Raw genomic sequence first — 14,837 nt, forward strand, 5'->3', positions numbered from 1 at the left:
CCACTATCACGTACGACCATTAACAGCGCGGGTCGAAACCCGCGACGCCTGGCAATGAAAACGATCCTGACTATCCTGCTGTTTCATCTGACGCTAAGCCTGTCGACACGGTGCCAACCCCTGACGCCCGACCAGCTTCAGGCCGATTTTGCCCGCTTCCGAACCGCGCTTACCGAAGTACATCCGGAAATGTACCGCTATACGCCGAAGCCAACCTTCGATTCGCTGTTTGCGGCTACGGCTGCGCAACTGAACCGCCCCATGACGCAGCAGGAGTTATACAGAACGATGATGCCGTTGCTGGTTGCCCTGCGCGATGGGCACATCAAATGGATCGTTTCGGGAAAAGACGAGCATTATCCGTTTTCTTCTGATCGACTATTCCCGCTGAAACTGTATTTTCTGGGCGAAAAAGCCTGGGTAGTTGGCAACTACGGAACCGGTGCTGTTCCCGATGGTGCCGAAGTGACCGCCATCGACGGGAACCCGATGGCGGGCATCGTTCAGAACCTGCTGCCCAACATGACGTTTGCCGACGGCAATCGGGTAGGCGGGAAGCTGGAAGACATGAACCGGTATTTTTCGGGGTATTATGCTACGTTTATCGGCGCACCCGATGCCTTTGTGGTGACGTACCGGGTTGGCAACGAGGAAAAATCAGCGACGCTTGCCCCCGTCACGGAATCGATGATCAAAGCCTATACCGAATCGCACAAACCGGCTCCGCAAAAGCCGTTTCGGCTGGCGCTTGTCGATGACCGGACGGCAGTAATGACCATTACGGAATTTTTCAAGAAAGCAGAAAAGCTGTCGTTTAAGCAGTTTTTACACGATTCGTTCCGGGAAATCAAGGCAAAGAACATTCAGCATCTGGTACTCGATCTGCGGGACAACGAAGGGGGCGAAGAAGCCCTGGGCGTATTGTTGTATAGCTACCTGACCGAAAAACCCTTTCGATATTACGATCATATCAGCGTCCGGCAGAAAAAAGGGGTTTCGTTTCCAGCCTGGACCTCGGCGCTGTATCGAAAAGCCAAGTGGCTGGCCGTAAAGAAGCGGGGCGACAGCTATGTGTTTGCCTGGCATCGTGGCCTTCGGACAACTAAACCCCGGCGGGACGCCTATCGCGGAAAACTATATGTGCTACTCAACGGCAATAGCTTTTCCGTTACTACCGAATTCGCGGCCCGCGCGCATGCCGACGGCCGAGCCACCTATATCGGTCAGGAAAGCGGGGGCGGCTATAAGGTCAACAGCAGCGGGATTTTTACCATTACGCAACTGCCCCATTCGAAAATCGACCTGGGAATCGGTATGTTCGGGTTCAATATGGCGAACGTATCGGCCTACCCGCATGCCGACCGGGGTATTATTCCCGACCATATCGTCGAACCCACCGCCGAGGATGTACTGGCCCACCGCGACCGGGTTCTGGAATACACCCTAAAACTGCTTCAGTCGCAACCAGCCACGCTGAGTAGAACCCGGTAGGACCGACCAGGGCGGTCCTGAGAAGTTAGAAGTTACTCGCTGGCGTATTTTTGGCGAATCCGCCGGGCTACATCATCGGCCAGAGCTTCCTGCATGCGGTCCAGCAATTGCCCGCGCGAAGGCGGAAACGGGTCGGCGCTTTTCAGGCTTTGGCCGTTCAGCGCCCGGTCGTCGCCACTGAAGGTTTGCCACTCGGTCGCCCAGCTACGGCTTTCCCAAACCGGCTCCTCCCACAGCACCCGACCGGTTTGCGTATCCAGCGCCCGCATGCGCAGGTCCAGCCCTGCCTGAATTTCCCGTCGGTAGGTCGTCAGTGTACCCTGTACTTTTTCCATGACGTCGACTTTGGTCGAATCATTGATTTTCTTCTCCCCGACTTTATACTCCTGACTGCTGTAGACCGTGGTCGACGAAGACGAATTGCTTTCGCTAAACGCCTTATAGCTCGTCACGACCATCTGGATGGCCTGATGAATGGGGTAACCATCGCCTGCCGACTCCGTAGGTAGGTATAGCTGCACGAAAGGCGACGGGTTCGTATGGCGGCTAATTTGCCGGAGAATCAACTGATAGAGTTCCTGGTTATCGGCGGGGCTTATTTCGGGCGTCGGGCTGATGGGTTCGATCACCACCCGTAGAATCGCGAAGGGCAGCGCATCAGCGGCTTTGCCGCGAGCCTGTCGGTAATCGGGTACCCAGTCCAGGGCTTTGCGGTAGTTCAGGTACGCATCTTTGGCCGCCAGACGGTTTTCTTCCCGGTATAGAAAGGCCTGCTCGGCAACATCATAGCGGTCGGCAGCTGCCAGTTCCCGGGTTTCCTGCTGCCGATCCTGATACGACGCCGGGTAGTTGGCCAGCCAGTCGTCGGTGCAGGTCTGGCAACCCCGACGGGCGTTGTCGGTGAGGGTCTGGAGTTGTTCGTATTCCCGATAAATGCCTTCCCACCGAAAGGCCTCGCGGCTGGCGGGCGACGATAGCCGTCGGATGGCCGTCTGATGTTGCTCGTAGGCCTGCACGAATGCCTGTTGTAGCACCTTCGTAGCCATCGGGTGGCCGCGCTTGCTGAAGCCGGGGTTTTGCTGAAGCCGGTGGGCCGCTTTCTGGACTGCCAGATCGAAGTGGCCCCGGTTGAGGGCTGATTTGCCGCTGCTGCACCCGTTGAGCAGAACGGCAAGAATCAGTAGAAAGAGGAAAGGGCGGATCATAGCCTTAAAATACGATTTTCTGAACATTCGATTACACACCGTGTAGTTGGTTTATCTTTGATTCAGAAAAAAGGCTGGCCGTTGGTTGGCTTGTCAGATAAATTATGTCGAAACACCGACGCCACCACTCCGCCGAAAAGCTCCTCGGCACCTCGCCCGGTACGCTCACCTATGTTGGTGAAGAAATCGAACACGCCACCAAAATCAAACGCATCGAATACGACGCGACCGAATACCATATCGATGACTCCAGCAAGCTCAGCGCCTGCCGGTTGCCTAGCGACAACACGCCTTACGTGACCTGGGTCGACGTGGATGGCATTCACGAACCTAAAGTGGTGGCGGCTCTGGGGCAGCAGTATCACCTGCACCCGCTGTTGCTCGAAGATGTGCTCAATACAGAGCAGAAACCCAAAATCGATATCTACGACGCCACCCCCAACGGCGACGGACCGACGGCGACGGGACCGGTTAGCCCGGTGGTCTACGTCACGCTCAAAATGCTTCATCATAGTCGCCAGCGGCAGGAACTGGACATCGAGCACGTAAGTCTGGTGCTGGGAAAAAACTACCTGGTTTCGTTTCAGGAAGAGCGTTCGAAGGATATTTTCGAACCCATCATCGACCGGATCAAAGCGTCGTCGGGCAAAACCCGAAGGAACGGTGCCGATTACCTGCTCTATGCGCTGATGGACGTTATCGTCGACCATTATTTTCTGATCACCGAACGCATCGGAGAGAAAATGGATGAGCTCGAAGACCAGATCGTGCAGGAGCGGGCCAGCCAGCAAACGCTAGCGACGCTATACACCCTCAAGCGCGAACTGGCCTTCATTCGCCGGGTCGTGCAACCCCTGCGCGACATTGTCGGTACGCTGCTGCGGGAAGAATCCGAACTGATTCAGCGCAATACTCTACCGTATCTGCACGACCTGGCCGATCATATCAATCAGGTCATCGAAACCCTCGAATCGTATCGGGAAGTCATTGCGGGCCTGATGGACGTGTATTATTCGATCGTCAGCAACCGCATGAACTCGGTCATGAAAACCCTGACGATCATCTCGTCGATTTTCATTCCCCTCACCTTTATTGCCGGTATTTACGGCATGAACTTCAACAACATGCCCGAACTGCGCTCGCATAACGGCTATTTTTGGGTTTTAATCACCATGGCCGTCATTGCCGGTGGCGAAATCATTTACTTCCGACGGCGTGGGTGGATGTGAAAGCCGCTCGTCGGACAAGAGCGGGAAATGGGATGTACATAGGTATGCAAACAAAAGATAGTCAATTGGTTAATAGCCGGTGGATTACAGACTCCCGGCAGGTGACAGGTAGCGGCACTGCTGAACAACTGGCAAACAGCGTGTTTTTCGCCATTCAGGGCGATCACCACGACGGCCACGAGTTCGTCGGCGAGTTGTACCGGAAAGGGGTGCGGCAGTTTGTGGTCGAGCGCCCGGCACTGACGCCCGATCGCCGGGCCGAATTGGCGGCCTATCCCGATGCGCAGTTTATCGAGGTCGATAGTAGCCTGCAGACGCTACAAAAACTGGCTGCCAGCCACCGGCGGCAGTTTCGCATTCCGGTGATCGGCATTACGGGCAGCAACGGGAAAACCATCGTGAAAGAGTGGCTGGCGCAACTGTTGTCCGGCGGCTCGCTACCCGATGAGTTTGTGGTGGCGAAAAGCCCGAAAAGTTATAATTCGCAGTTGGGTGTGCCGCTGTCGGTGCATGAACTAGATGAGAGTCATACGCTGGGTATCTTCGAAGCCGGAATTTCCAAAGCCCACGAGATGCAGGCGCTGGAAACCGTTATCCGGCCTACCATCGGCATTTTTACCAATTTAGGTACGGCTCATGACGAAGGCTTCCGGACTCGGAAACAGAAAATCGCCGAAAAACTGCGCCTGTTCATCCACGCTGACACCCTGATCTACTGCAATGATTACAAGGAAATCGACGATGAGGTAAATCTGTTGCTGAAAGCCGTCAATCCAGCCATGCAATTCGTAACCTGGTCGCTGACGGGCAACGCGGCAACCTATCAGGCGGTGCTTGACCAGGACCGCCTGCGCTTGAGCAGCCAGGCAGGTACGCTTCGGTTGACGCTGCCGTTTATGGACCCCGCGTCGGTCGAGAATCTACTCCACTGTATCGTGGCCATGCTGACCCTGCGCGACTGGCGTACCGACGACATACAAGCACGGCTGAATCGGCTGCGTCCGGTTTCGATGCGGCTGGAACAGAAAGAAGGTATCAACAACTGCGTGCTCATCGACGATTCATACAATAACGATGTTGCCGGGCTGCAACTGGCCTTGCGGTTCCTGAACCAGCAGACGACCCGGAACCGCCGGGCGGTCATTTTGTCCGATGTGTTGCAGTCGGGTCAGCCCGAAACCGATCTCTACGGGCAGGTTGGTGAACTGATGCGGGTTAATGCCGTTGAAGAGTTCGTCGGCATTGGCCCGATTCTGAGCCGGAATGCTGCTTTCTTCCCGCCGGAAAGCCGGTTTTATGCCGATACGAATGATTTTCTGGCCCACTTTCCGTTCCATGAACTGAGAGATAGTACCGTGCTGGTAAAGGGCGCACGCCCTTTTTCGTTCGAGCGGATCGTGCATCGGCTGGAGCGGAAAGTGCACGGCACGGTGCTTGAAATCAATCTGGATGCGCTCACCAATAACCTGAACTACTACCGCGAAAAAGTTGGGGTGGATACCAAAATCATGGTGATGGTGAAAGCCTTTGCCTACGGGAGCGGGAGCGCAGAAGTGGCACAACTACTTCAGTTTCACCGGGTCGATTACCTGGCCGTGGCCTACGCCGACGAAGGCGTATCGCTCCGACAGAATGGCGTCGATCTGCCCATTATGGTCATGAACCCGGCTCCCGAAACCTTTGCCACCCTGCTGGAATACGGTCTCGAACCCGAAATTTACAGCACGCGGTTACTGCGTGAGTGGGGGAGGTTTGTGGGGGAAGAGCAGGGATGGGGTAGGGCAGAGGGCGTAGGGTCTGGGGGGCAGACTCCGCGTATACCACCCTCTGCCCTGCGCCCTCTGCCCTACCCCATTCACCTCAAAATCGACACGGGCATGCACCGGCTGGGATTTCTGGAAAGTGAGTTGCCGGCCGTAGTGGACTACCTGAATCAGCATCCGCGGTTGCGGGTTGCGACGGTGTTCAGCCACCTGGTTGGGGCCGATGAGGCTCAGTTCAACGCTTTTTCGCAGCAGCAGTACGAAAGCTTTATGCGCAGTACCGCTCAACTGGAAACCGGCCTCGGTTATCGACCTACGCGCCATCTGCTCAATTCGGCGGGCATCGTGCGGTTTCCGGCCTATAAGCTCGATATGGTTCGGTTAGGGATCGGTCTGTACGGCGTCGAAGCCAGCGGAATCGAGCCCACGGCCCTGCAAACCGTCGGTACCTTACGAACCGTTATCAGCCAGATCAAAACCGTACCGGCGGGCGAGTCGGTGGGTTATAGCCGCCAGGGCCGGCTGGATCATGACGCGCGCATTGCCACACTGGCCATCGGGTATGCCGACGGATACGACCGGCGACTGGGCAATGGCGTCGGTGCGGTGTGGGTGAACGGAACCCGCTGCCCGACGGTGGGAAATATCTGCATGGATATGACGATGATCGACGTCACACAGGCGTCGGCCAATGAAGGGGACGAGGTCACTGTTTTCGGCGTTGAACTGCCTATTCTGGACCTGGCCAGGCAAATCGGCACCATCCCCTACGAGATTCTGACCGGAGTTAGCGAGCGTGTCAAGCGGGTGTTTTTCAAAGAAGGAAATTAAGTTCGCCTGCTGGTGTCCGTGCCATTCGACCCAAAAGCCAGCCCGTTGGTAGTAAACTGACCGGGTTGACTTTCGGGTGCGAAACGAGCTTGTGCGTTTACGGCTCACCGCCCATCAATACCGTTTCAGGATTATGGAAATTGGCCATAAAATAGTGGCGGCAATGGCTTTATTCCAGTTGGGATTCTCAGGATTTGCATTGACGGCCTTACGGCCATACCAGGCCAGTATTATACTGAATGAGCCGAAGAGTCCTATCGCTGCCATCTGATCTGGAATTTATACGGGATTAGTACTAAAGTGGTAGTATAACTAGTTTTTTACAATCGAGTTAGCAAATGAGGTGTTGGGTAGTATGAAGGCCGCCTTCTAGGTTTTATTGAATTTTTCGGGATGCCCAGACCGGGCAGGCGCTGTTGGATGTGTTTTCCTTTGTCAGGGCGAAATAATTGTGCTTTGTACACCGCCAGTAAGAAGGAACAATGCTTACAATAAATTTGGGAGCGTCTTTAAATACGGTATCGAGGATCAGAATGCGGTCTCTACCCGAAAAGACTTTGGCATTTGCGGCCGTTGTGTCTGTACTGCTGGTGTCATGCTGAATATAGATTCGCCATTCGAACGTACTTTCACGACCCCTTTGATCATATCTGGAAGCCGCTAGTATCAGCCCCGGATAGGCGTTTGTACACGGGGGAGTTACAGTAACTTCTTTTATGGACTGGCAATCCGGCCCCAAAAAATCGTCCGGGCCTACAAACGGGGGCCGTACCGGACAAGCTGTCAGGAAGGGAATAAGGCCGGCTATCCAAACCCAGGATAAACTGTATCGCATTGCCTTTGAGCATATTTCTCTAGAGACTCCGTACGGCTGGTAAAGGTTGGAAGGCTGTTGGCGAATGGCCGTGGTTGCTATGCACTCGAAAGCTTCGATCAGGGCCGAATCGACATAACTCATAGCCAGCAAGTCCGCAGCGCGGCCAGAGGAGGAGTTTGTTTTCCCAAGCCCCGCTGGAAACAAACTCCTCCTCTGGCCGCGCTGACGAAAACGCGCTATCCGAAGCTTCTGAACCGACGATTACCTACGGATAATCCGTCGGGAGAGTCGTTGATGACCCGTATCTAAAACACAAAGGTAGGTGCCGGCTGCCAGCGGAACGGCTTTCCAGTCGGCGTTGTGAACACCGGCTTCCTGGTACTGATCGGCCACCAGTTGCTGGATCAGCCGACCGTCCATATCCTGGATAAATAGGCTGGTACGGCCAGGTTTCGTCAGTACATAGCGGATGGTGGTTACCTGCTCGAAAGGATTAGGATAGGCATCGATGGTTACCGGGTAAGGTGTATCGGTTAGCTCAGTCGACAGAGAAATTACGCCCGTGTACGCCGTAAAGACCGAACCCGACCGGGCCTCGAAGCCCGCCAGCAGCAGAACCGACTGCCTGGCCCGGTAGTCGACCCGGCTACCAGCCTCCACTGTATTGGTCGCCTGCAACTGGCCGACAGCTTGTTCGAGAGCGTGCGCCCGATACCTGTTTGTCAGGAATCGGTTTGACTCAGCGGCCTGGGCGCTGACCAGCAAGGGGAAAAACCACAGCCCCTGGAGAATAAGTATCGTTCTCATCTCAGTTGCGGGTTTGGCTCAGCAAGGTGTCGACCATCTGCTCCAACTGAGCTTGTTTGTGTTTCAGCAGTTTCAGCTCCTGCGCCTGCTGCTCACCGAGCCGCTGCTGCGCCTGGTTCTGCTTTTCCAACTGAATGCTGTACAGGGTCAATTCTTCGATCTTCTCCAGGAGTTTGGCGTCCATCTTACCCAGGTCGATTCCGGTTTTAACGATCTCGGTCGCGGAAGGAACCCCCGGCAGGTGGCCCGTGCGGTTAATGGCCTGCTCGACCTGTTGTAAGCTCCTCAGCGGATAGCCAGCTTCAAAGACTTTATCCGACCAGTCGGCGGTATTTTTAACGGCAACTTTCACTTTCTCAGTCAGGATGCCCTCCTCAACAAAAAGCTTATAGCCTGCCGTTGTTTTACTGATACCGCTACCGATAATGACACCAGCCGAACTGGTGTTTTGGGCGTAGGAACCATTCGACTCCCACAAGTCGGCTGCCTGTCGGGCAGATGAGTTCGTACTGCTGGCTAGAATCACATTACCATTGCCATCTACACTCAAAAACTTGTGCTGATTCAGCGCTGTGGCGGGTGAACTACTGGTCAGGTTCTCTAAGCGTAGCCCTGAGGTATTCGTTGAGCCAGTGGTAATATGAAGCGTAGTCGTCGGCGCGGTGTTGCCGATGCCTACATTGACGGCATTTTCATTTGTTCCTCCCAGCACAATACTATTGCTCTGAGAAACTCTGGCATTGGTTCCGAAAGCCGCGGCATTGTTGATCACCGAAGTATACTCCGTAACGCTTGCCCCGACGCCGATGAAAATATTACTGGAGCCAGTCGTCGTATTATTGATAAAGCCCGTACCCGGACCCAGAAAAATATTCTGTGCGCCAGTTGTGTTATTGTAGCCCGCAAAATTTCCGATGCATGTATTTCCGGAGCCTGTCGTATTACTGTACCCCGCCTGTACGCCCAGAAAAACATTAGAAGAGCCAGTGGTATTGTTATAGCCCGCGTACCCACCCACAAAATTGTTCGAACCACCGTACGAGTTCATGTATCCAGCCCGGCTTCCTATAAAGGTATTTATTCCCCCAGTTGTATTGGCCTGGCCTGCGTTGCTGCCCATAAAGGCGTTGCCGATACCCGACGTATTGGAGGAGCCTGCATAGGTTCCTACAAATGCATTTTCGTAACCTACTGTATTATTTTGACCGGCTCCGGCTCCCAGAAAAGCATTGAAATCCCCCGTCGTATTGGATGATCCGGCTATCATTCCCAGAAACGTATTTTGCTTGCCCGTGGTATTTGCCTGACCGGCATTCCAGCCTAGAAACGTATTCAGGTTACCCGTCATGGTTGCATTGCCCGCGGAGGGACCGACCATCGTATTATAGGTGCCGGGCGTAGCCGAATTTGGCGTGTTAGCCACATAGTTGGTTTGCGCCATAAGATGGCTGCCGACCAGCAGAGGTACAAAATAGAAGAGCTTTTTCATGATTTTTTTTGGGTAAGAGAAGATCGATACTAACCATTAGAAAAGCCGAATGCGTCTGCATCAACGTGAAGTACGGCTTGGTCTGATGAAATCAGGGATTGAATGTAATGCAGGAAATAGCCATTTATTCGGGTGCTTTTCAGGTTGCCCCAAATATGAAAGAGATTGTCCCCGATCTTATAGAGGAGCCGATGGGCGCCGGTTCATCCGGATAACAGGAAGCGAACCAGTACCTGTCGATTAGTCGGAACCGGTAGGTTAGGCCGGAGAAATAGAAGGTACGCGGTTAACCGGCACGGATCGCCAACCGTTCAGCTGGATACAGAAACTTCCAGGGGCAGGTGGCCGGCCTGGTTAATCAGCCAGAATAAATACCGCTGTTGTCAATCCACTAAGCTAATCGGGGTTTCAGGGCCTGCCCATTCAGTTGCGGGCGGTTTCAAGGCGTCGGGCAGCCTCGGCAAGACGCCTGCGGCTAATAGGCAGGCGGGTCTTGCCAACGACAACCCCCGGCTGCTGCCCCAGTAAGTGGACTTCATCGATAAAAGCCGGATTGACAGCGCACATTCGGTGCAGGCGGATAAAGCTGGGTAGCAGATCGGTACAATACGACAGCGTACGGCTGATCAACAGGCTGGGAGCGTCGGTGAAATAAATGCAGGTATAGTTTCTCTGTCCGATCAGGTGAGTAATTCGATGTGTCTGGCTACCCAGCAATGAATGCCTCATAAGTCAACAACCGTTGGTTACGGGAAAACATACGGAAGAACGAGTCTGGCAGATGTTTATTCATCCTGCTACCGTTTGCTTGTTGATTTAATCGGCTAGCATACCCGATTAACTACCTGATCGGATACGGGTTGCCTTATCGATAGGTCGCCGGTTTCAGGCCCGGAATAAATCGATTCGGGATAGTCGTGTGCCGTTGGCAAACTTATTTAATTAAAAGACATCTATAAATTGACCCATTTTGTTATAAAATATAACAATTTGTAAATATGAAAGTTATCGATTAAGAAATTTATAAGTATATTTAAGGTTTCTTAGGGGTAATTACTTATACATTTGTTCCGTTGGACTACTTTGCCTACTGCCTTTGTTATGAAAAATAATCTTTTCGTTACAGCTCTCTGTCTGTTTCTTTTTCTGACGAGGCTTAGCGTAGCGCAGATTGGTATCGGTACTACGGCGCCCGATCCGAGTGCGCAGTTAGATGTCCGATCGACTTCTAAAGGAGTATTGCTGCCCAGGGTAGCCAGCACAGCAAATGTACCTACGCCAGCAGAGGGCTTACTGGTCTATCAGACGACCGCTCCGGTAGGGTTTTACGTTTACAAATCTGGTAATTGGGTGCGGCTGATTACCGCCGACGAGGCTTCACCGGGTGGAGCGGGCACGATGATCCCTTATGCATCCGGAAAGCCAGTAACCATGCGCGGTGGTTCCGTTAAATCGGTGAGTCTGGTAGGGTTCGGTAATTCCACGTCGACAGTTTACCTGATCAATGGAGCCATCGATCTGACGGGCGGGGGCGGGTCGCTGGTCAATTTTGCTTTTCCCGTTTCGCAATCCGGTACCATTCGGTCCATTGCGGGTTATTTCAATAACGTAACTCCTTTTACCCCAGCCACTAGCGTAACCATCACCGCGCAGTTGTACCAGGCGACGGGCACATCGAACTCCTTTACGCCCATTTCGGGCGCTGTTGTCAACTTAACCCCTGTCTTAAATGGAACAGTGGCGGCCGGGGCCGGCAGCAACGGGCTTACCTCCGGCCTGGCTATTCCCGTAACCGCGGGCACTCGTTTGCTGCTGGTTTTTTCGCTGACGGTCGGCGGACAAACGGTCATTACGGTCGATGGCTATGTCAGCGGAAGCGTCACCATCAACTAAGGAGCGCTTTTGTTCAGAAATCTTTGATGTCTTTGAGTGGCCTGTACACGTCGGCGGGCTTTCCTACAGGCTGGTTGGGGGCGCAAACCCGACACAGGTATTCGATTTCGACCGACCAGCCTTTATCGACATTGCCAATCGACAGGCTGATCTGGGTTCGGGGCGTCAGCCAGAGCACTCGTCGTGTATCCTGCAGCATGGCCGTTTTTCCCCGACCGTATTTTTCGGTCAGTTTTGATTCAAAATCAGCCGCAGCAGCCATCACATCCTCTTTCATGACAGCAGCCGTCGTGTAGTAGTAGTAAGAAGCCGAGAGCAGCGAATCGCCATTGAAATTGTAGTCGAGCCCCACGGTTCGATCGGCCAGCGGCACACGGGCGTAGGTCAGGCGTTCGCGTTTGGTAGCGGAGGGTTTGCTGGCTTCCGCTTCTTTAACCTGCCTGGGAGTAAATCCCCATCGTACCTGGCGGAAGTCTGCCGGTGACTGGGCATGGGCGTATGGGGCCAGAACTGTCAGTGAAGTGAATAACCAGTAATAAATTTTACAAACGTTCATGTGAAGTCGTATTGTTAGAGTATCCTGTTGCATGAATAACTGCCGCTCGGTCATTTCGTTGCAGAGGTCAGGTTTGGGCGGCAATGATCACCGGTATAAGCCGAAGCGGTTTCCATAAAAAAAGCCATTTCTCAAAGTGGAAATGGCTTTCACGTTTTCTTAACCTAAACTTCACTAAATGTCGATGTTTCCAATAAAAGGGGAGGAGGGCTTGCGCCGGTGAATGGACTCCACCCGTGTAGTTCAATAGCCATACCAAAAAGCTAAGCTATTGACTACTAGCGGGTAGTCGGAAGAGCAGAGGGCGGATCTGTACGATTATGGACAGTATGCGTCCATTTTGGTACAGCTGTAAGAAAAATATCGGGCTGCGGTCGGCCACACAAAAAAGCAGATCGACAGGGCCGATCTGCTTTCCAGGTCTAACTTTTTACAATTTGTACGTCAAAACAACATCCAATTAGGGATTCGCGAAAACGAAATAGACTGACAGGGCATAAACATCGGCAGAAACCTTACTGAAGCCGACGGAATCCGGACCCGACTACCAGTAAGAATTAACGGATAGCTACCTTATACTTCGCTGTTTCATCGTTCTTGCATTGGTACGGCTCACCAGCGCGTGCTGGATTACAGAAGTACACCATGATACCCCATTCTCTACGAATTCTTGCCTTATTTACGGGCGTACTGTGCAGCTTGATCAGTTATTCGGCCATGGCGCAGAACCTGCCCCTGCCAACACCGATTATCCTGAGCGGAGAGCTGATGTATGTACACGTCTACGTCAACGGACAGGGGCCGTATAACTTCATACTGGATACCGGATCGCCGGGGGTTGGCTACCTGGACGCCCACCTGGCCAAGGCGCTGAACCTGAAAATTGTCGGCTACGAACAGTCGTCGTATGGGCACCACGTACAGCGGGAAATGCTGGTGGGCGTCGATAAATTAAGTATTGGGCAGGCAACACAAGCCGGGCTCAGAGTTATCGTCCGGGACTTTGTCGAAAAGCCGGCCCAGCTTCCGATCGACGGCGTTCTCGGCCGCGATTTTTTTACGGATTACGTACTGATCATCGACGGGCCTGCTCACCAGCTGATCCTGTCGAAAGAAGCCCTGAATCCGCAGCTACCAGGGGTTGTCGGCTACAACAAAGCGTTTCTGGTACCGGGTAGAGTTGGTTCGAAAGGGTTGCTGTTCAACCTCGATACCGGATCCGATCTGCCGTTCCATTTTCCTAAGGAGCTGCTTACGGGTATTCAGTATGTCGATACCCCCAATCAACTGACCGTTACCAAGTCGAACATAACCTTTGTGATGCAGGAGGCCGTAGTAACCGACGAACTGCTGCTGGGCCATGTTCAACTGAAGGGGCAAAAAATTTATTATTCGGATAAAGCCAACCAGATCAATGTCGGAAGCGGTTTCCTGAAAGCACATCGCATCAGCCTCGATCAGCGGAAGCGACTGGTCAGGATCGAATAAAATAGCCCAAATTTCGTTATTCATTGAAACCCGTCTAACCAATTGAGCTAAAGGCGCAAAATGGCCTGGCGGGCGGAAAATGAGGTATTTTTTGCGGTGGATGGACAGATAAAGGGTGACGGTTGCCCGGTCGCTGAGTCTTAGATAAGGCAGGAACGAGACCAGCCGTTTATTAAATTTTTATTAATTATTGAATAATTTTTTAAACATTAGAGGTAGTATATAGTTTCGCTTCCTAATAATGGCTATAAACGAAAATGAAACTGACTGTAAAGAATATTGTTGATCTGTGGTTTAGTGCTGATACCCCTATACGCCAGTTCAAGGTTAAGCTTCACCCCGACATATGGGCCGCCTGCGAAAAAACTAACCAGCATTTCAAGGCACCGTCTGGTATCAAGCAGGTTGAACGATATCGGAAATCAGATAAGGTTGCCTTTGCCGAAAACGTGCTCAAAGAATTAACACAGGAGAAGGTACCCAATGAATCAGACGCTTACGATCTCGTGTAAACAATAAATGCCCCACCTGTTTCGGTGGGGCATTTACTTAAACAGGGGTAAGTCGTTCGCCTTAGTTACTGCGTTTTGCCTTTACCGCTTCAACGTTGCTCTTGCGGCTGTCCAGTTCGGTCTGGGCATTTTCCTGATCTGTTTTATTGGTCTCAATATCTTTCTGAAGCTGCTCCAGCTCTTTGGCATTGTCGTCGATCCGTTTCAGCAGACGTTCTTTTTCCTTGGCATTCTGCTCGATGGAGCGCTGCAGTTGTTCGCCCTTGCGCACTATTTTCTGGTGATTTTTCTGGGCCTCGTCAAAGCTGCTTTCGGCGGTTCGTACCTCCTGATTGTATAACGACGTACCCGAAAAATCCTTGAGAATACTCTCCGCGGCCGAATAGCCGCTGCTGCCGGTGGTTACGAAATTGCCATTGCCCAGGTCGAACGACGCAAAAACGGTGGCCGATGTGCGGGAAGATTTTACCGTGCTGACCAGGTTGATCGGCTCGGGCGAAATGGCCGGTATGTTGGCGTTGGTAACGCGGTAGGTGCCCCGGGAGGAACTAACCCGGCCATATTTCTGAAGCTGGGTTTCCCAGTCTTTCTCAATCTGTTTGCCATCGCCCTGAACCGTCAGGTAGAGGCCCGTGACTTTGGCTTTGTCGATGGTGTTTTCCCCAGCATAAATGGTTTGAGCCAGGGCCTGAACGGCGCCGACAAGGAGGTAAACAGCGAAGGTAATACGCGCTACGGTTTTCATGGTTGTGTGTG

12 protein-coding genes are annotated in these 14,837 nt (G+C 53.0%); 6 read left to right on the plus strand and 6 right to left on the minus strand.

Annotated elements, in window-relative coordinates; genetic code table 11:
* Window positions 1-54: 54 nt before the first annotated feature.
* Entirely contained in the window at window positions 55-1,491 is a 1,437-nt protein-coding gene (locus ACYVC2_RS22400) for a S41 family peptidase (protein WP_461105919.1), read from the plus strand.
* A gap of 32 nt (window positions 1,492-1,523) precedes the next feature.
* On the opposite strand, the gene ACYVC2_RS22405 is transcribed toward ACYVC2_RS22400, so the two are convergent.
* The gene (locus tag ACYVC2_RS22405) at window positions 1,524-2,696 is read right to left on the minus strand and encodes a hypothetical protein (RefSeq protein WP_461105921.1); all 1,173 of its coding nucleotides are present in this window, start codon (window positions 2,694-2,696) and stop codon (window positions 1,524-1,526) included.
* 104 nt (window positions 2,697-2,800) lie between these two features.
* On the opposite strand from ACYVC2_RS22405, the gene corA reads away from it, so the two are divergent.
* Together corA and ACYVC2_RS22415 are read left to right on the plus strand one after the other, a co-directional pair.
* A complete protein-coding gene (gene corA, locus ACYVC2_RS22410; RefSeq protein WP_461105923.1) occupies window positions 2,801-3,925 on the plus strand; it encodes a magnesium/cobalt transporter CorA in 1,125 nt (374 codons plus the stop codon).
* A gap of 44 nt (window positions 3,926-3,969) precedes the next feature.
* Complete coding sequence (locus tag ACYVC2_RS22415; protein ID WP_461105925.1) at window positions 3,970-6,519, plus strand: bifunctional UDP-N-acetylmuramoyl-tripeptide:D-alanyl-D-alanine ligase/alanine racemase; 2,550 nt, start codon at window positions 3,970-3,972, stop codon at window positions 6,517-6,519.
* A 1,078-nt stretch (window positions 6,520-7,597) separates the two neighbouring features.
* Here ACYVC2_RS22415 and ACYVC2_RS22420 read toward each other — a convergent pair.
* The 3 genes from ACYVC2_RS22420 to ACYVC2_RS22430 form a co-directional block, all read right to left on the minus strand.
* A complete protein-coding gene (locus tag ACYVC2_RS22420; RefSeq protein ID WP_461105927.1) occupies window positions 7,598-8,143 on the minus strand; it encodes a T9SS type A sorting domain-containing protein in 546 nt (181 codons plus the stop codon).
* Between the two features lies 1 nt (window position 8,144).
* On the minus strand, window positions 8,145-9,632 hold the full coding sequence (locus ACYVC2_RS22425) for a hypothetical protein (protein ID WP_461105929.1): 1,488 nt from the start codon (window positions 9,630-9,632) through the stop codon (window positions 8,145-8,147).
* Between the two features lie 423 nt (window positions 9,633-10,055).
* A complete protein-coding gene (locus ACYVC2_RS22430; RefSeq protein ID WP_461105931.1) occupies window positions 10,056-10,361 on the minus strand; it encodes a LytTR family transcriptional regulator DNA-binding domain-containing protein in 306 nt (101 codons plus the stop codon).
* Window positions 10,362-10,733: 372 nt separating this feature from the next.
* Here ACYVC2_RS22430 and ACYVC2_RS22435 point away from each other — a divergent pair, with 372 nt between their 5' ends.
* Window positions 10,734-11,525, plus strand: coding sequence for an exosporium glycoprotein BclB-related protein (locus ACYVC2_RS22435; RefSeq protein ID WP_461105933.1), 792 nt, complete (start codon window positions 10,734-10,736; stop codon window positions 11,523-11,525).
* Window positions 11,526-11,538: 13 nt separating this feature from the next.
* Here the strand turns inward: ACYVC2_RS22435 and ACYVC2_RS22440 are convergent, their stop codons facing one another.
* Window positions 11,539-12,081, minus strand: a complete 543-nt coding sequence (locus ACYVC2_RS22440; RefSeq protein ID WP_461105935.1) for a hypothetical protein — start codon at window positions 12,079-12,081, stop codon at window positions 11,539-11,541.
* A gap of 645 nt (window positions 12,082-12,726) precedes the next feature.
* Here ACYVC2_RS22440 and ACYVC2_RS22445 point away from each other — a divergent pair.
* Window positions 12,727-13,569 (plus strand): retropepsin-like aspartic protease, encoded by an 843-nt coding sequence (locus ACYVC2_RS22445; protein ID WP_461105937.1) that lies wholly within the window; start codon window positions 12,727-12,729, stop codon window positions 13,567-13,569.
* Between the two features lie 257 nt (window positions 13,570-13,826).
* Window positions 13,827-14,081, plus strand: coding sequence for a hypothetical protein (locus ACYVC2_RS22450; RefSeq protein WP_461105939.1), 255 nt, complete (start codon window positions 13,827-13,829; stop codon window positions 14,079-14,081).
* Window positions 14,082-14,142: 61 nt separating this feature from the next.
* Here the strand turns inward: ACYVC2_RS22450 and ACYVC2_RS22455 are convergent, their stop codons facing one another.
* Complete coding sequence (locus ACYVC2_RS22455; RefSeq protein ID WP_461105941.1) at window positions 14,143-14,826, minus strand: hypothetical protein; 684 nt, start codon at window positions 14,824-14,826, stop codon at window positions 14,143-14,145.
* Window positions 14,827-14,837 lie beyond the last annotated feature (11 nt).

The organism is Spirosoma koreense, assembly GCF_054777875.1.

Coding starts and splice junctions, on each gene's coding strand:
- ACYVC2_RS22400 (WP_461105919.1), top strand. CDS start 55: ATGAAAACGATCCTGACTATCCTGCTGTTTCATCTGACGCTAAGCCTG.
- ACYVC2_RS22405 (WP_461105921.1), bottom strand. CDS start 2,696: ATGATCCGCCCTTTCCTCTTTCTACTGATTCTTGCCGTTCTGCTCAAC.
- corA (WP_461105923.1), top strand. CDS start 2,801: ATGTCGAAACACCGACGCCACCACTCCGCCGAAAAGCTCCTCGGCACC.
- ACYVC2_RS22415 (WP_461105925.1), top strand. CDS start 3,970: ATGCAAACAAAAGATAGTCAATTGGTTAATAGCCGGTGGATTACAGAC.
- ACYVC2_RS22420 (WP_461105927.1), bottom strand. CDS start 8,143: ATGAGAACGATACTTATTCTCCAGGGGCTGTGGTTTTTCCCCTTGCTG.
- ACYVC2_RS22425 (WP_461105929.1), bottom strand. CDS start 9,632: ATGAAAAAGCTCTTCTATTTTGTACCTCTGCTGGTCGGCAGCCATCTT.
- ACYVC2_RS22430 (WP_461105931.1), bottom strand. CDS start 10,361: ATGAGGCATTCATTGCTGGGTAGCCAGACACATCGAATTACTCACCTG.
- ACYVC2_RS22435 (WP_461105933.1), top strand. CDS start 10,734: ATGAAAAATAATCTTTTCGTTACAGCTCTCTGTCTGTTTCTTTTTCTG.
- ACYVC2_RS22440 (WP_461105935.1), bottom strand. CDS start 12,081: ATGAACGTTTGTAAAATTTATTACTGGTTATTCACTTCACTGACAGTT.
- ACYVC2_RS22445 (WP_461105937.1), top strand. CDS start 12,727: ATGATACCCCATTCTCTACGAATTCTTGCCTTATTTACGGGCGTACTG.
- ACYVC2_RS22450 (WP_461105939.1), top strand. CDS start 13,827: ATGAAACTGACTGTAAAGAATATTGTTGATCTGTGGTTTAGTGCTGAT.
- ACYVC2_RS22455 (WP_461105941.1), bottom strand. CDS start 14,826: ATGAAAACCGTAGCGCGTATTACCTTCGCTGTTTACCTCCTTGTCGGC.